General features: G+C 59.3%; 16 protein-coding genes and 1 pseudogene. 10 read left to right on the top strand and 7 right to left on the bottom strand.

What is annotated here, in order from left to right:
• Positions 1–202, bottom strand: a 202-nt coding sequence (locus AC1D1L_RS32755) for a hypothetical protein (protein ID WP_477345605.1), incomplete at its 3' end; no start/stop codon positions are given.
• Between the two features lie 113 nt (positions 203–315).
• On the opposite strand from AC1D1L_RS32755, the gene AC1D1L_RS32750 reads away from it, so the two are divergent.
• Positions 316–933 carry a DUF2062 domain-containing protein gene (locus tag AC1D1L_RS32750; protein ID WP_477345604.1) on the top strand — a complete coding sequence of 206 codons (618 nt, stop codon included), beginning with the start codon at positions 316–318 and terminating at the stop codon, positions 931–933.
• 310 nt (positions 934–1,243) lie between these two features.
• Here the strand turns inward: AC1D1L_RS32750 and AC1D1L_RS32745 are convergent, their stop codons facing one another.
• Both AC1D1L_RS32745 and AC1D1L_RS32740 read right to left on the bottom strand, forming a co-directional pair.
• On the bottom strand, positions 1,244–4,591 hold the full coding sequence (locus AC1D1L_RS32745; RefSeq protein ID WP_477345603.1) for an AAA family ATPase: 3,348 nt from the start codon (positions 4,589–4,591) through the stop codon (positions 1,244–1,246).
• A gap of 453 nt (positions 4,592–5,044) precedes the next feature.
• Positions 5,045–6,451: an FAD-binding oxidoreductase gene (locus tag AC1D1L_RS32740; protein WP_477345602.1), complete on the bottom strand. Its 1,407-nt coding sequence runs from the start codon at positions 6,449–6,451 to the stop codon at positions 5,045–5,047.
• Positions 6,452–6,545: 94 nt separating this feature from the next.
• On the opposite strand from AC1D1L_RS32740, the gene AC1D1L_RS32735 reads away from it, so the two are divergent.
• On the top strand, positions 6,546–7,577 hold the full coding sequence (locus AC1D1L_RS32735; RefSeq protein WP_477345601.1) for a GlxA family transcriptional regulator: 1,032 nt from the start codon (positions 6,546–6,548) through the stop codon (positions 7,575–7,577).
• Positions 7,578–7,784: 207 nt separating this feature from the next.
• Here AC1D1L_RS32735 and AC1D1L_RS32730 read toward each other — a convergent pair whose 3' ends face one another.
• Complete coding sequence (locus tag AC1D1L_RS32730; RefSeq protein WP_477345600.1) at positions 7,785–9,227, bottom strand: LuxR C-terminal-related transcriptional regulator; 1,443 nt, start codon at positions 9,225–9,227, stop codon at positions 7,785–7,787.
• Positions 9,228–9,425: 198 nt separating this feature from the next.
• On the opposite strand from AC1D1L_RS32730, the gene AC1D1L_RS32725 reads away from it, so the two are divergent.
• The 6 genes and pseudogenes from AC1D1L_RS32725 to AC1D1L_RS32700 all read left to right on the top strand — a co-directional run bounded on the left by AC1D1L_RS32725 (position 9,426) and on the right by AC1D1L_RS32700 (position 12,362).
• On the top strand, positions 9,426–9,800 hold the full coding sequence (locus AC1D1L_RS32725; RefSeq protein ID WP_477345599.1) for a hypothetical protein: 375 nt from the start codon (positions 9,426–9,428) through the stop codon (positions 9,798–9,800).
• A gap of 275 nt (positions 9,801–10,075) precedes the next feature.
• Positions 10,076–10,264 (top strand): hypothetical protein, encoded by a 189-nt coding sequence (locus AC1D1L_RS32720; RefSeq protein ID WP_477345607.1) that lies wholly within the window; start codon positions 10,076–10,078, stop codon positions 10,262–10,264.
• Positions 10,227–10,481 (top strand): MAPEG family protein, encoded by a 255-nt coding sequence (locus AC1D1L_RS32715; protein WP_477345606.1) that lies wholly within the window; start codon positions 10,227–10,229, stop codon positions 10,479–10,481. The genes AC1D1L_RS32720 and AC1D1L_RS32715 overlap by 38 nt, the downstream gene beginning before the upstream one ends.
• Before the next feature lie 159 nt (positions 10,482–10,640).
• A pseudogene (locus tag AC1D1L_RS32710) lies at positions 10,641–10,769 on the top strand (ATP-dependent DNA ligase); the annotation flags it as partial.
• A gap of 594 nt (positions 10,770–11,363) precedes the next feature.
• Entirely contained in the window at positions 11,364–11,702 is a 339-nt protein-coding gene (locus tag AC1D1L_RS32705) for a hypothetical protein (protein WP_477345598.1), read from the top strand.
• A 192-nt stretch (positions 11,703–11,894) separates the two neighbouring features.
• Complete coding sequence (locus AC1D1L_RS32700; RefSeq protein ID WP_477345597.1) at positions 11,895–12,362, top strand: hypothetical protein; 468 nt, start codon at positions 11,895–11,897, stop codon at positions 12,360–12,362.
• A 123-nt stretch (positions 12,363–12,485) separates the two neighbouring features.
• Here AC1D1L_RS32700 and AC1D1L_RS32695 read toward each other — a convergent pair whose 3' ends face one another.
• On the bottom strand, positions 12,486–12,734 hold the full coding sequence (locus AC1D1L_RS32695) for a hypothetical protein (RefSeq protein WP_477345596.1): 249 nt from the start codon (positions 12,732–12,734) through the stop codon (positions 12,486–12,488).
• An 84-nt stretch (positions 12,735–12,818) separates the two neighbouring features.
• On the opposite strand from AC1D1L_RS32695, the gene AC1D1L_RS32690 reads away from it, so the two are divergent.
• Entirely contained in the window at positions 12,819–12,965 is a 147-nt protein-coding gene (locus AC1D1L_RS32690; RefSeq protein WP_477345595.1) for a hypothetical protein, read from the top strand.
• A 41-nt stretch (positions 12,966–13,006) separates the two neighbouring features.
• Here AC1D1L_RS32690 and AC1D1L_RS32685 read toward each other — a convergent pair whose 3' ends face one another.
• Positions 13,007–13,402: a response regulator gene (locus tag AC1D1L_RS32685; protein WP_477345594.1), complete on the bottom strand. Its 396-nt coding sequence runs from the start codon at positions 13,400–13,402 to the stop codon at positions 13,007–13,009.
• 548 nt (positions 13,403–13,950) lie between these two features.
• Between AC1D1L_RS32685 and AC1D1L_RS32680 the strand changes: the two genes are divergently transcribed.
• Positions 13,951–14,232 carry a hypothetical protein gene (locus AC1D1L_RS32680; protein ID WP_477345593.1) on the top strand — a complete coding sequence of 94 codons (282 nt, stop codon included), beginning with the start codon at positions 13,951–13,953 and terminating at the stop codon, positions 14,230–14,232.
• A gap of 198 nt (positions 14,233–14,430) precedes the next feature.
• Here the strand turns inward: AC1D1L_RS32680 and AC1D1L_RS32675 are convergent, their stop codons facing one another.
• On the bottom strand, positions 14,431–15,168 hold the full coding sequence (locus AC1D1L_RS32675; protein WP_477345591.1) for a Crp/Fnr family transcriptional regulator: 738 nt from the start codon (positions 15,166–15,168) through the stop codon (positions 14,431–14,433).
• Positions 15,169–15,263 lie beyond the last annotated feature (95 nt).

Below are 15,263 nucleotides of genomic sequence, written 5' to 3'. Positions count from 1 at the left end.
TCTCTATACCAATTTCACCAAAGACCAGCTTGAGGCGCAGACCGCTTATGACAAGGGCACCTATGCCCAGAATCGTGACAAGCAGCGGATCGTTATCAGTCAATAGTTGGAAATGGCCCGCGCCTTCACCGGCGCGGGTCGTCCACCAGGTCGACGTGAAGTCACTACTCACCGGCAAGGCGGTGCCTGATCGTACTTGCATTCCTCGACTTGGCTCCTGGCTCATTCAAATTTAGGACAAAGCGGAAAAGGTTGCTTTTCAACGAGACGACATCGATCGGATCAACTTCAGATTGCGTTGTAGGTGGCAAGAGAGTGCTCTTTAGACGCCGAAATCCTGATGGTCTCTTCGAGCGCTTACGCACTTACGTGTGGCCGCGCAGGTCGTTTTCACGCTCGCTTCAATATTTTTCAAAGCGCATTTTGCGCCTGAATGCCACTCCACACGCGGTCGCAGCTGGGGTAGCGGCTGGCGTTTTCGCGTCTTTCTTTCCATTAGGATCCCATTTCGCCATTGCCGCAATCGTGTGCTGGCTCATCGCAGGCAACATGGTGGCGGCAGGGTTAGGAACATTCGTCTTTGGCAATCCGCTGATCCTCCCGCTTGTTTTGGGAGCGTCCTGGGAAGCCGGCAAGATCATGTTGCACGGCCACATGCAAAGTCACGAACGGCCAGCCCATCTCAGTGAGATGTTGCAGACCCTTTCAATTTCGCAATTGTGGGCACCGGTCTTAAAGCCGATGCTGCTCGGCGCGGTGCCACTCGGGCTGATTTTTGGCCTGTTGTTCTACGGCATCACCCGCTATGGCATGACAGCCTTCCGCGAACAGAGGCGCAAGCGACTGGCGGAAAAGGGGAGCCCGCTTCAACAGCAGGAAGACATCGTGTTATCACCCCCCCTGCCTACTCGACATCGCCGTTCTGGCAGGTGAATTGTGGCGGGCCTTTTTCTTTCATTGAGAAATGGCGGCTTCGCGCCTCATGTCGGCCATAGAGATCGCTTTGTTGGCTCCTGAAAGCTGACCTTGCCGACGATCATCCGGAGGTCGCGGTTGTGCCGTACCCCGGACATATACAGACGCTGCCGGAAGGACGCGTCTTCGGTACAAAGCGGGTCACTCGCCGCTAGGCGCGACCTAGGTGAATGGTCTACTCGAAGATTTCACGAGATCAGCTTCTTGCTATCAGGCAATTACGGGGAGGAGCTTGCTCGAAGCGAGCTCGAGCAAATTGCACTTCCATCTAACGGTTCAGGAATTCCTTGGCGTCGACAAGATCGCGGGTATCGAGACCTTCCGTGAACCAGGCGTAGATCGGGGCGAGTAAGTCGCGCGCCTCTCCGTCGTTCCCACGGTCGCGGCGCAGACGCGCGAGGCTAAGCGCGGCCCGGAGTTCGAGTGATTTCGTACCCTCGTCACGGGTCATTGTAACCGCCCGTCGGAACCAGCCTTCGGCGGCATCATCCTGCGAGTTTTGCCGCAGCAGGAGTTCACCCTTCGTGCGCAGTAACTCCGGCAAGAGAAATCTTGCGCCAGAATCGGTCATGCTCAAGGCCCTCTCCAGCAGGTCAAGTCCCTCGCTCGCTTCACCACACTCGACACAGGCCTGCGCCAGGACACAAAGGTTATGTTGCAAGCCAGCTGCCGCACCCATCGCTGTGATAGCTGCAAGTCCCTCGCGCATCTCTTGGATACCCTCCATCAAATGTCCCTCTTCAACGAGCGCCCATCCGAGTTGGAACCTCCCCTCGACGTTCTCGCGCTGCAGGCCGAATTCCTTTGACAACGCGATTGTCCTATCCAGAGTGCGGCGCGCTTTGTCGGGCTCGTGCCGCAACAGATAAAGGTCGGTGAAGTTTGACAGCGCCAACGCCATTGTGAACGGATGAGACATTCCTTCGGCCAAGGCCACGGCGTCTCGGCATCGCTCGAGAGCTTGATCAGGATAACCGCGAAGCCAAAGAATCAGCGCAGAGTAGTTCCTGCAGCAGACGCCTGGATCATGCCCTGTATAGAAGTGAGTCAAGCGATGATCCCGATCTCGGTCGTAGTTGGCGAGACCGTAATTTAAATGGTGTTCGGCCGCAGCATAGTCTCCCATGTAAGACTTGGTGGCCCATTGTCGATGGTGTGCCTCAAGGAGCAGGGTGTGATCGCTGGATGCCCGGGCGAGCTCCAGGCATTGAAGGCCAAGTTCGTCAGCCGCGCGCAAATTGCCGGAAATCACTTGATACGAGGCTTCACCGCAGAGAGCGACGAACAGTTGGTCCCTATCATCCAGTTTCTCGGAAAGCATACGGGCTTTGGAGAAGGCCTGCAGGACTTCCGGCGATGCAAAGCCTCTGGTTGCAATCATAGTCACGCCCAACGCTGTCTGGAGCTCAATCTCCTGTCGCAGTCGACCCTCGGAGTCCGGCAGACGGGCTACGAGTTCGAGTCCCTTGCCCAAGTTGCCAATCGCTTCGGGATGGGCCGATCGCTTAAGCGCTTGTTGGCCAGCCTTCAGCCAAGAGGCGACGGCTTGCTGAAGAAGGCCTGCGGCAGCGTAATGGTGCGCCAGTGTTTCAGGTTCGGCTTCGACACTTTCGGGGAACTGCGATTCCAGCGTCGAGGCGATTCTCGCGTGGATACGTTGGCGCCTGCTTTTGAGCAGGCTTTGGTAGGCGGCGTCCTGGACCAGTGCGTGTTTGAATGTGTAGGTGGCCTCGGGCGGGACACCACTCCGAAAAACAAGTTCTGAGCTCTCAAGCTGGCGTAAGATGTCGTCCAGCCGGGCGGCGTCGTAGCCAGTGACGGCGGCAAGGAGACGATACTGGAAAGCGCGACCGACGCAAGCGCCGGTCTGTGCTACCTCTTTGACCGGGGCGAGCCGGTCCAAACGGGCCATCAGCGAATCGTGCAACGTTGACGGGATCGCTAACGGAGGCAATGGCCCCAACAGGACGAAGTGATCGCCGGCGTCGGCTAGGTGGCCAGATTCGATCACTGTCTTGGTCAACTCCTCCACGAACAGGGGCACACCTTCCGTCTTTGCCAGGATCTGGTTCTTGACGTCGGTCGGCAGCTTCTTGCCACCGCTCACCCTGTCGACGATTGCTGATCCCTCGTCGCGATCGAGCCGGCTCAGCGACAACGCTGTGACGTTCGAGAACAGCGTCCATCGCGGCTGGAACTCGGGGCGAAAGGTGATGATCAGCAGTACCGGCAGGTTTTGAAGACCGTCGAACAGCAGGTCCAGCCATTCGCTAGTCGTGGGGTCTATCCAATGGGCATCTTCGACGATCATGATGACAGGCTGTCGCGCCGCCAAGGCTCCGACCAACCCGCTCAGAGCCGCCAGTGTTCGGGACTTCCGCACCTGGGGTGGCACTTTCAGTGGCACATACCGGCCAGAGGTGTCGATCGACAACAGCTCCGCTACAAGTGGCGCCGTTTGTGCGACGTCGGAGGCAGACTGCCGCAAGAGGATTTCGAGCTTGTCGAGCTTCGTGTCCGGACTGTCGTCGCGCAGCAGTCCTGCAGCACGCTCGAGCTGCCTAATCACCGGGTGGAGCGCGCTGTGTGCGTGGTAGGGGGAGCAGAAGTACCGCAAGCGAGCGTGCGGCTCGCCAGTCAATCGCTCTCCCAGCGCCGCGATGAGCCGCGACTTGCCTATGCCAGGTTCACCAGACAGCAGCACGGCCTGGCCCTTGCGTCCTCGAACCTGCTGCCAGCGTTGAAGCAGCAGGTCGAGTTCCTCAGTCCGTCCGACCAGGGGCGTCGAGACGCCATGCACCGCGTCGAAGCGTCCCTCTGTATCGGCCTCGCCCGTGACATGCCACGCGCGAACAGGTGCAGCGAAGCCCTTGATCTGCCGATGGCCGAGATCAACCATATCGAACAATCCGGCAACCAGTCGCTGGGTGCCATCGGCGATCACGACGGTGTTCGGCTCGGCCAAGGCCTGTAGGCGTGCCGCTAGGTTCGGCGTTTCGCCGACCACCGCCTCCTCCTGTGCGGATCCTTCCCCAACCAAGTCGCCGACCACGACGAGACCGGTGGCAATCCCAATTCGGGTGGCGAGGGGCTCACACGCCGCGGTCGTCAGGTCAGCGGTAGCCGCCGCTGCGGCGAGGCTGGCGCGTACTGCCCGCTCGGCATCGTCCTCGTGCGCTGCGGGCCAACCGAAATAGGCGAGGACGCCATCGCCCATGAGCTTGGCGACAATGCCTTCGTACCGGACGATCTCCGCAAATACCGCACTTTGGTACGCGCGAAAGACCTCGCGCATTTCCTCGGGATCCAGCCGCTGGGACAACTCCGTCGACCCCACGAGGTCGATGAACACCACAGTCAACTGCCGCCGCTCAGCCCCGCGTACGCGCGGCGCCGGCACTGGAGCTGGCGCGGGGGTTGGCATCGACCCGGCGTCGGCATCTAGCGTGGCAATCGCGGCAAGCACCTTGCGGCGCGGGCCGAGCGGTAAGCCCAGCTCCTTCAGATCATCTTCGGTGAGATGACGAAGTGCGGTGAAGTCGACTTCGTTCGCGGTGAAAGTTTCTATGTACTTGTCCAGCCCGAGGTGGGCGAGCCAAGGCGCGATATCCAACATGGCGGTAGCCCTCAGCGGAAAAGCCTAACACGACTGTCGCGCGTCGGACAGCGGCACCCCCATTTAGGCGTCGTGGCCGGCACCCAACAGATTCCCTGGGTCTCGGTGGAAGGGTCGTTTGCCGCCCTGGATCCGGACATTGGTATCTTACGACCGAATGGCGGAATCTTACGACCGAATGGCGGTATCTCACGACCGAACGGCGAAAACGGGTCAGATCACGACGATGCTCGACCTGAAGGTCCGCTCTTGAAGATCCGAGACCCGAAGCTGCCGGTCCGCTACCGGCCTAAAAGCTGTCGGTCAGCAATGCGCCTCATATCGGCCGTTGCGGGCAGATCTGTTGAAGCGGACATCACGGCGACCACGCGGGCGTCGCTCGCGGCTTAGCGCGATCAAAACCGCCTTGGCCGAAATGAGAGTAGCCACCGTAGGCCGGATTTGGATTGTGCGTCAGGGCATTGGCAGGATGTTCTGGTTGAGGCGGAACAGATTGTCCGGATCGTATCTGTGCTTGATCTTGGCGAGCCTCGCATAGGCCTCGGCTCCCAAGGCGTCGCGCACGAGATCCGCTCCTTCGCCATGGCCGGGGAAGTTTAGATAGAGGCGGCCGGTCGAGTAGCGCTGCATGTCCTGCCAGAAGCTGCGAACCCAGCCGATGTTCGCATCGTCCTCGTCAGCGCCTGGCCAAATGGCGTCGAGGCTGAGCATGAAGGGCATGGAGCGGTCGCCGAAGGCAGTCTCATCGGCTGCAACGCGCTGAACGAAACCGCCGAACTTCCAGATCGAGGTGAAGGTCATTTCGGAGGGCCGTTTCGCCATCCGCACGGTGATCTCCTCGATGACCTCGTCGTCGAGGCGCGAGAGGTAGGTGGATTTCCAGTAGCAGCGGTCGCGGCCTTTCGGGAACAGCCCGTCATAGAGCGACTGGATGGTTCGATACGACATGCGGCCGCTGAAATCGACGAGCGGTTCCCCAAAGCTGCGCAACGGCGCCACGACGCGCTCGCCCTCGTCGGCCGGTCCGTCATAGACATGCGCGAGCGCCAGGACGCGCCGGCCCCTTGCATGCTCGGGGATCGAGGGATCGTCCGGCAGCGTGGAGAATTCCGCCAGGCCGCTTAGGCGATCCGGTGCGGTCTGCATGAAGTCCCGCCAGAGCGGAATGATCTCGTTGGCACGCTCCTCGGGATAGGTCGGACCGCACAACATCAGCTCCGGCTCGATCGGGTGCAGCTTGAACTCGAAGCTCGTCACCACGCCGAAATTACCGCCGCCGCCACGCAGCGCCCAGAAGAGATCCGGGTTCTGCGTCACGTCGGCATGGATGAGGTTGCCATCGGCGGTGACCAGATCGGCGGCCAGCAGATTGTCGACGCTGAGACCGTGGCTGCCGCGCAGCCAGCCGATGCCGCCAGAAAGCGTCAGGCCGGCAACGCCCGTTGCCGAGATGAGACCGCCCGGCGTAGCGCGGCCAAGCGGGGTGGTGGCCGCATCGACATCGGCCCAGGTGGCACCGCCCTCGACGAAGGCACGGTCGAGGTCAGGCGCGACCTGTACGCCCTTCATAAGCGACATGTCGATCATCAGCCCGCCGTCGCAGACGGCGTAGCCTGCGACATTATGGCCGCCCGAGCGGATCGCGATCACCAGCCCGTTTTCGCGCCCGAAATTCACCGACGCCACGACATCGGCAGCATTCCGGCAGCGTGCGATGAGGGCGGGACAGCGGTCGATCATGCCGTTCCAGACGGTTCGCGTCGTGTCGTAGGATGAGTTTGACGGCTCCAGCACCTCGCCTTGCAAGATGGAACGGAAGCTTTCGATGCTCGATGGTGCAAGGGTAGCGGTGGCGGCCATGGGGCGGTCTCCTCGTTTCACGCACGCACGCACGCTAGCGCGGCGCGGGCACGGCCGCTAAAGTCGAAAACGCTGGAAGGCGGTCATTTCTGCCATGATTGAACAGACCAGACCATTGAATGTAGCGATCCTTGCCGCTCCGGAGGCTACCGCCTCCACGATCTACGGCATGTTCGACTTGTTTTCCTCGCCCGGCAGGGATTTCCTGTTCATCACCAGCGGAGCCGCAGGCACGCCGCGCATGCGGCCCTATGTGGTTGCCGGGGACGGCAGCCCGTTTCGCGCGGCAAACGGCATCTGGGTGCGCCCAGACCACGGCCTTGCCGATTGCCCGCACCCCGACATCGTCTGTATTCCAGATTTCTTCGTCAATCCGGGCGAAAGCGTTGCCGGACAGTATGATGCCGAAGCCGCCTGGCTGAAGCGAGCGCATGACGACGGCGCCATGCTGGCCAGCGCATGTTCTGGCGCGGTGCTGCTCGGCGAGGCCGGGCTGCTCGACAATCGCGAGGCCACCATTCACTGGGGCTATGTCGAGACGCTCACGAACAACTATCCCGGCGTTAAGGTGAGGCCGGGCCAGTCGCTCGTGCTGAGCGGCGAGGCCCAGCGCATCGTCATGGCCGGGGGCGGCTCGAGTTGGCAGGATCTTGCCCTCTATCTGATCGCGCGCTTCGTCAGCCTCAGGGAGGCGATGGAGGTCGCCAAGGTCTACATGCTGCAGTGGCACGATATGGGCCAGCAGCCCTTCGCCGCGCTGATGCGGTTTCGCCAGACCGACGACGGGGTGATCAACCGCTGCCAGAAATGGGCCGAACGCAACTACCGGACGCCCGCGCCCGTCGCCGCAATGACCAAGCTGTCAGGCCTGTCCGAGCGCTCCTTCGTGCGCCGCTTCGCCAAGGCCACGGAAATGAAGGCAATCGACTACATCCACGCGCTCCGGCTCGAGCAGGCCAAGCAGCTGCTGGAGACGGGCGATCTCCCTGTCGAAGCAGTGGCCAATGAAGTCGGTTACGAGGATGCGAGTTTTTTCGGGCGTCTCTTCCGCCGCAAGGTCGGGCTGACGCCGGCGCAATATCGCATTCGTTTCAGTGCTCTCCGGCGAGCTCTGAGCCGCGATTGAATCTCGCTGCGACGCGATGCCGATATTTCGCTCTGCGCCTCAAGTCGGCCATAAAGATGAACTCGTCTCCGCCCAGAAGCAGACGTCATGGATGGCCATGCTGTAGGTCGTAGTCGCGCCACCAGCGGACATTCGCCGCTTGTGGCAACGATATAGGACCTAGGCCCGAGCGAGCTACCACGCGTCCAGTGTTGACCAGGAATGAAGCTACGCCAAACCCGCGCGACGGGCGCCTTCTCTGATCGCAGCAATGGCGACAGGATTGGTAACCGGATAGGTGCTGATAAACACTTCGGGTGTGAAGTCCGGGAACTCGTACTTCAGTCGCGAATTGATCCTGGCGACCTGAGGCGTTTCATTGAGCATCGCATGAGCCATTGCCAGAAACAGAAGTGTGGCGGGCGAATCTGGCGCAGATTGACGTAGCGCGACCAGCGATTCCCGATAAAGGCCTTGAACGTAGCTACATCGCGCAAGCATTCCATAATACCAGGGAACATGAGGATTTAGCCGGACCGCTCGCTTGGCCAGTTCGTATCCCCGCTTCGGGTCGCTACCAACAAGAGCAAGGCTACCCGCAAGAAAGGCAAGTGAGTCAGCGTCATTTGGAGCAGCCGCCAACACTCGTTCATGTTCTTCGACAGCAGCTTCGACATCGCCCTGCAATGCCCGGAGATCGGCAAGCATTATGCGGGCGTAAATGTCGGCCGGATCGAGCGCCAGCGCTTGCTTGACACATTTGCTCCAGCTCTCGATCGAGCCGGAAACGTTGTCGGTAAACCCGTTGATAGCATCCACAGCATGCGAAGTTGCCAGCGCGGCCCAGGCTCTTGCTAGACCCGGGTCGAGTTCGATCGCACGCGCCAGTAGCCGTATCGCCTCCTTGTTCGACTCACGGGTGAAAAGGTGCTTCTGCTCAAGTCCAAGCAGATAGCAGTCATAGGCCTGCAAACTTGCTGGAGGCTTCCGACGAGCCGCATCGCGTCGCAGATTGGCGAGCTGACCGTGGCCAGTTGCAAGGACATTGATGACGTTTTCGGTCACGCTGTCCAACATCGCAAACAGGTTGTTCGCGGAACGATCGTAACGCACCGTCCAAACATCGACCCCGATGTGGGCGTCGACGAGTTGGACGCGGATGCGCACCCGCTGCCCGTCCACTTGAAAACTTCCCTCGATTACGTAATCGGCATTCAACTCTCGTCCGAGGGCTCGCACGTCAACACGCCGTCCCTTGTAAGAAAGCATTGTTTGGCGGGCGATCACCGCAAGGTCCCGGTAACGGGCGAGATCAACTATGAGGTCCGCCGACAAACCGTCAGCGATACGAGTCCAGCGTTCCTCTCCGCTTAGATTGTCGAACGGAAGAACTGCGAGGACCGGCGGACCCGAGTCGTCGGTCGAAAGGCTTCCGGGTGGTGCCTGGCTGCGGTCCTGCTGGCGGTGATCGGCAAGTAACCCAGCAAGCGCCACTTTGCTGCGAACATCGAGCTTCCGATAAATGGCCGAAAGATGGGTCCGAACGGTGGTAGGCGCTATGAAGAGTGTTTCGCCGATTTCGCGATAAGTCATTCCCTCCGCGAACTTTGCCGCGACCAGCAACTCCCGATCCGACAAGCCGGCGAGAGGATTGCCTACGGCGCGAAACATCGTTCCGGTTTCCCTTCCGCTGCCGACCTGTGGCCAGAACCCGATGACCTTACATCAGGGTGAAAATACTACAGATGCGACATCGAAAACACTGCATTTGCACGATTCCATCCGACGGGTCAGCATCCTAGCCTCCGCAGGTCGGCAGGGTCTGGTCGCTTGGCAGGCCCAGGTCGATTCAGAACACGGAGGGCCTCCATGACAAAGTTGTCTGTCTTGACCGCAATACTGGTGCTGTCGGTGTCGGCGGGGCCATGCTTGTCCGAAGGCACCCAAACTAACGGCAAACTGATTTCCGAAGCAGCGGTGAAAGCTGCCAGCGCTGAACTGTATTCCGACATCCTCGTGCGAGCATGCAGGAACGGATGGCGGTATCCTCGCAGCTACATCGAAAACGGATTCAGGCGCCACTTGGCAGAGCTGAAACTGCAGCTTGTCGACCAGGGTTACACTGTCGTACCCGATATGACCGCGAATGATCCGCAGGTCCAAGGAACGATATTGGGCGCCAAACGCCGTCTGGTTGGCTCGCGCCAATTCAGCTGTTCCCACCCATACTGGCGCGATGAATGACCTTCCTAGTCGACGATATGCAATCCGAAAGGCTGATTCGAGTCCGTAGAACGTCATAAAACAAGGTCCGGATCGGGTCAGATCCTGACAATGCCCACGCCGCCCATTTATGTCCGCTCACGAAGACTCGCAGCCTGAAGCTGCCAGTCCGCTTCCGGCCTCAAAGCTGTCGTCAGCAATGCGCCTTTAGTGTGCCATTGGCCTCCACCACCGCATAGCGTTAGACTAGTTGATCGAGCCACAACGACCGAGACTGCTAGCAACGGGGACGGCACATGTCGGCGACTGCTTTTGCATTGACTGGATTCATCTCGTGGGCACTGGGGCTGCTGATCGTGATGGAAGTGATCCGGACGTATCTGGTGATTTCTGGACAGGTTGCAGCAAACGGCTTTACGCCAGACAACGCAGCTCTTTCCCCCTTTTATGCAGAGGTTAGCCCGGGCCCACGCCAACTGCATTGAAGGGCTTCCAATCTTCGGAGGCCTGCTCGGAGTCGCGATCATTCTTTCAAAGACAGATGTCACTGATCCGTTGGCCTCTACACTGTTAGGCGCGCGGATAGTGCAGTCGATAATTCACCTCCTCTCCACGACCCAGATCGCGGTCAGTCTCAGGTTCTCTGCGTTCGCCGTGCAAATGGTGATTGGTGCGTATTGGTCCTGGGCGCTGTTGAGGTGAAGAGTGCTGCCACTTCAGAGCCCCGCCGCAACGGCCAGGGATAAGAAAACGAGGGCCGCAGATAGTCAAACGTTGCGTGTCGAGAGCTTTTTGGTTTCCTGATCTGGAAACCATTTTAGCTTAAGCTTATTGGCTCGCCGGGGTTGTGGATGGTGGTTCATGCGTTTGAAGTTTATCGATCCTTTGTTGCCGACCTTGGTCGAGAAGCCTCCCGAAGGCGACGACTGGATTCACGAAGTCAAATTCGACGGCTATCGATCGCAGATCATCATCGACGAAGAAGGCACCGGGCCGGCGCCGAAGGGCATGAAGCGGCCGGCCACCCAATGGGTAAAGCCGGGCCTGATCGGCCGGGTAAAGCACCTGCGCGGTGAGGCAGACTTGCGGCACGCTTCTCTCGGCGCAATGTCCCAAGAACTCATGCATCCGGAACGTAAGTGATCGTCAAAGGTTTGTGCTTACAGCAGGCGCAGTTCCCTCAAATTCGCCTGCTGCAGGTCCAGCCCAAAAAGCGGGATCGACCCGCCGCTGCCGTGAATGGGGCGGCGGGTTTTTGAGCAGTCAAAGATTAGCGAAACTTGCTGCCGCAACTTTAGCTCCCATGAACGAAGAGCCGAATCCTAAGCTTGTCCCCGACCCTCAGCCGCGGCGGGAGGCAAGCAAAGGGGTGTTGGCCGGAGCAGGAGAGCAGCGGCATAGAACGCGCCTTGTACCCATGACCCTTGGGGATCGAGGCCGCAGGAACATCTGAGCGTCTCGACCGTTCGTTAGCGTCGGGTACATCAACCCCCCGGCATCTTCTGGACCCGCCGCAATGGAGCGGCGGGTTTTGGGATCTTATAGCGGGCCGCTCGGCCTGATCGTGGACTGGAAGACGGGCAAGTGCGGAAGAAAATGACAGGACGGCGGATCGCAATCAAGGAAGGGTATGCAAACAACGAGAGCCCGAAAGCGATAGCAACACGGCTTAGCCGTAGCGTGGCTTCTGTTAAGGCTACGGCCAGCCAGTTGGGTATCACCCGCACCCAGAAAGCCGCGTCAGACTTTCGGCGTGGCTTCGCAGTCCCGGCAGAGATGCTGGCGCATTACAAGAAACTGATGGCCAACAGATTCAGCGCGAAAGAAAGTGGAAAGCTGCTTGGGTTGGCACAGGGTGAAATGAGCGAACGAACACTACAAGAGATAGATCGTGAATTCTTGGAAAGCCCCCAAGCCAGGTAACAAGTCCGATCTCGAGCGCGCCAAGGGCGGGTGCGGGAGCCGCAGACTAATAATCGTGGTCCACGCAAAATAGGGTTAGACGCAAGCTCGGTCGCTGGGCCGCTAAGGCGCATTCCCGATCCGCTCCTAGGGTTCTGGAAATATAATTAGTTGCTAATGGAACGGAATCGCGGGGCTACCCTTTTTCCCGCCATGGTACGTTTTCTGCTGAGCCTCGTTCCGGTCCTATTTTACAGCACGCTTCTTCAGGCCCAGGCGTGGCAGCAGTTCGGTGTCAGGCAGTTCGGCTTCACATTTGATGTTCCGCCGGGTTTTGTGCTGACACAGCGTTCAGACCAAGGCGCGGCTTTTCAAGGTCCAAACGATGCGTTCCTAGCTGTCTGGGGTGCCAGGCTCGGAAACGCCAGTTTCCCCGCCGAGATCGAGTACCGAATGATTGAGGACGAAAAGGTTGGTTGGAAGCTGACCTATCGGCGCGTCACCCCGAGGTGGGCCAGTTACTCGGGCATTAAAAGTGGCCAGATTCGATATGTCCGCGCTATCGCGATCTGCAACGACCGTGCCGCACTCTTCACCATAAATTACAGCAGATCGGAAAAAGTCCCGTATGACGCGGTTGTAGTGCGGATGGTGCGATCCCTGAAAGGGGAAGGTTGCTAAGTTTTAGGGAGCGTGTTCAGAAACGCTCCCTGCGGCCCACAGCGAGGCGCAAAGAGACGCCCGGGCCGCATACGGTGCTCAACGGCGGGAGAGGTTGAACGCGCGCTGGCGCCCGTCAGGTAATCAGGTAATCAGCAGTCTAACCTTTGAGAGCCTTCGCCGAGCGAGTTTGTATGCCGCATCCGCGAGATGGTGGCCAAAGGCTTCGGTGACGAATGCTAGGGTCATCAAGTCGATCAAAAAATCGTCGATCGCGCACGAGACCACGTTTGACCGCCCCTTGATCTGAAGCATCGAAGCTCGCGCCTCTTCCAAAGCGGCGGATGGATCGCCCGCATCCAGTAACGCTTCAAGCCTATCAAAAACCTGCACTTTAAACCCCTTCGTCCGCGCGCACCCACAACGCGGCGGCAGCGGCGATGGATAGGGTTCATTGTTTCATCTTACGAGTGCGAAGTGCTGCGCAGCGCCTTTAAAAAATCCGTCATCGAAGAGAAAATACCCGAAGAGCGCTGGCGAGAACACGCCGCGCTTTTGATCCGCACCTATAAAGGCAGCGATGACGTCGATCCCGAGTTGCTGGACTGGATTGTGCGGAAGTAGGCACTAGACGCCGCGACCATACGGATACAGCGTGTTGCGGTCTAATTCGAAGCTTCAGGTGCAAGCGGCTGCGCATTTAGGAGCGTCGACAGGGCCGTGATAATTTGGGGCAGGACGAACGGCTTGGGTATCATCACGCTTTCCGGGACGCCCTCCGCGCCCCAGTGAACAGCACTGTCCCCGCTCACATAGATCACAGGCAGGGTGGAGTTGGCTTGCCGCAAATGCCTGGCAACGTCCCAGCCCGATTTCCCAGCGCCCAGCCGAATGTCTGTGATAAGACCTTTGCACCTCTCCGGCTCGGCATCAAAGGCTGCAATAGCCTCAGCGGCATTATGAGCCGTTACCACTTCGAAGCCAGCCTCCTGCAACGCTGTCTCGACATCGAGCAGAATAAGTGGTTCGTCTTCAACGACCAGAATCGCCCCGACCATCATTTGTTAGCCCTAGTTGCGCACTACTACGCGCACAACCGGGTATTAGTTCCAGCCGATGCGCGAGTTCGACTGGATCAAGCATGAGCCTGCTTACGGACGTGCCAGTGGAGATTCAAGCGTTCCGGCCGCGCCGATCCGGTGACTAGTATCCATGATTAGGCCCGTCGGTTCGCGCCCCGCGGGCTTTTTTGCGAATGGCCGGAACTTTCCTTCCAGGGAGGCGGTTATGCCGTTTCCCAGCCCGTTCTTTCAGCGGTCCGTGCTGGGGAGCCCGCGCCGCCTACGCCCTAGGTGAGCGCGGGCATTTCATTTGAATGCCCCGCAACCAAACCTTCCGCCGCTCATTGACAATTTGCCGGGCAGGCCCCCCGGCGCACTCCAGAAGACTTGCCCGCCCGTTTCCGCATTCGGGCGGGCCTTTTTCGCGTTCCGCTGGCTCGCCGACGGCGTTCTGCAATTTCTGTTCTGAGTGGAAACCTTTTCTCCTAATCGACATTGCATTAGCACGGCTGCATTTAAGCAGCTCAGATCATCAGGAGGAATTTTTCATGAACTCGAAAATGCTCGTTCTCGGCGCATCGCTCGCTCTTATGACCGGCTCGGCCTTTGCCGGAAGCTCCACCGGCACTTCTGCGCTCGACGATCCGGCGAAAATGTCCCCCTTCTTCACCGACGCCGGCATGAAGACCATGAAGTCGGAAGCGGACGTCAAGGCCGCGTGGGCGGCCATGAGTGCGGACGACCGCGCCGCAATCACGAAGGAGTGTGCCGACGAAGCCGTCGCGAAGTCACACGCAGATTTCTGCAAGATGGCTATGCAGATGAAATAGGCCCAACTCAAGACAAGCCCGCTGGCTCGCGCCGGCGGGCTTTTTTGTTTGCTCAAGGAACTGCTTAAATGCCGCGTAGTTGGTTTGGTGCAGCGGTATGGGTCCCGCTGCCGACTGGTCCCGCAAGACAGTCGGGCCCGCTGCCCTCACGGCGCGGGCCGCCGCTTGCCTCACAACAGGACTTCGGGAGGAGCGGAGCTAATCGACTGCGACTGGCGTTACATCCAAATAGAGTGGGTCTCGCAAGTTCAGGTACCCGGGGTCGAAGTCTGCCATCTCGCACAAGGCGTCCCAGTTCAGAATGACCAGCCGCCCTTCTTTGTGCTCCAAAAGCCCGTCAGCACGCAGTTTCTTCAACATGCGATTGACGTGAACTACGCTCGCGCCGATGGTCTCGCCGATCTGAACTTGAGTTAGCGGTAACGGATAAGAATGGTCTCTTACCAGCCCCATCACCTTCATGCGCACGTAAAGCTCACAGGCGAGGTGGGCTAATCTGCCCACCACATCATGCCCTCCCAACACCTTGACCCAGGCGCGCGCGACCGCCGCGTCTACCAAACTTTCCCGCCAAAATAGATTTGCTAGGCGAGGTGATTTACGCACAACCTCGAGAATATCGTGGTGTGAAATCACCGCAATCTTGCTTCTACCGATCGACGCAAGTGTGTGATCCATGATCCTTAGATGCAAGCCTTGGAGATCGGGTATATCGCCGGGGACATGGATTGAGAGCGTTTGCAGGTTGCCATTGTTCAAAACGCTATAGCGTCGCAGGAGGCCCAGGCAACAGCGGCTGGGTTCGTCCCCTTCCTGCGCAATCTGCTCACCGGGCTGCAACTGCTTACCCACAAGCACCATCGCTTCGACGCTCTCGCGATCATCTGATGAAAGACGACCCAGGCTTTCGAGCTTTCGGAGCAGCGGTGTCGTCAAGTCGGACATCGCTAACCTTAGCATTTTGTCATGATCTAACAAAGGCTTTGCCGCTCCGTCCCGTTCATACAGACCGGGGGCAACCGACTACAGGA

This window comes from Mesorhizobium sp. P2_D6 (assembly GCF_056404315.1).
Note: the sequence above shows the minus strand (reverse complement) of the source record. Positions and strands in the feature narration are given on the sequence as shown.

Bases quoted from the DNA above. Each gene is read 5' to 3' on its own strand.
- AC1D1L_RS32725 (WP_477345599.1), top strand. From the start codon at position 9,426: ATGACAAAGTTGTCTGTCTTGACCGCAATACTGGTGCTGTCGGTGTCG.
- AC1D1L_RS32680 (WP_477345593.1), top strand. From the start codon at position 13,951: ATGAACTCGAAAATGCTCGTTCTCGGCGCATCGCTCGCTCTTATGACC.
- AC1D1L_RS32730 (WP_477345600.1), bottom strand. From the start codon at position 9,227: ATGTTTCGCGCCGTAGGCAATCCTCTCGCCGGCTTGTCGGATCGGGAG.
- AC1D1L_RS32685 (WP_477345594.1), bottom strand. From the start codon at position 13,402: ATGATGGTCGGGGCGATTCTGGTCGTTGAAGACGAACCACTTATTCTG.
- AC1D1L_RS32745 (WP_477345603.1), bottom strand. From the start codon at position 4,591: ATGTTGGATATCGCGCCTTGGCTCGCCCACCTCGGGCTGGACAAGTAC.
- AC1D1L_RS32720 (WP_477345607.1), top strand. From the start codon at position 10,076: ATGTCGGCGACTGCTTTTGCATTGACTGGATTCATCTCGTGGGCACTG.
- AC1D1L_RS32735 (WP_477345601.1), top strand. From the start codon at position 6,546: ATGATTGAACAGACCAGACCATTGAATGTAGCGATCCTTGCCGCTCCG.
- AC1D1L_RS32700 (WP_477345597.1), top strand. From the start codon at position 11,895: ATGGTACGTTTTCTGCTGAGCCTCGTTCCGGTCCTATTTTACAGCACG.
- AC1D1L_RS32740 (WP_477345602.1), bottom strand. From the start codon at position 6,451: ATGGCCGCCACCGCTACCCTTGCACCATCGAGCATCGAAAGCTTCCGT.
- AC1D1L_RS32715 (WP_477345606.1), top strand. From the start codon at position 10,227: ATGCAGAGGTTAGCCCGGGCCCACGCCAACTGCATTGAAGGGCTTCCA.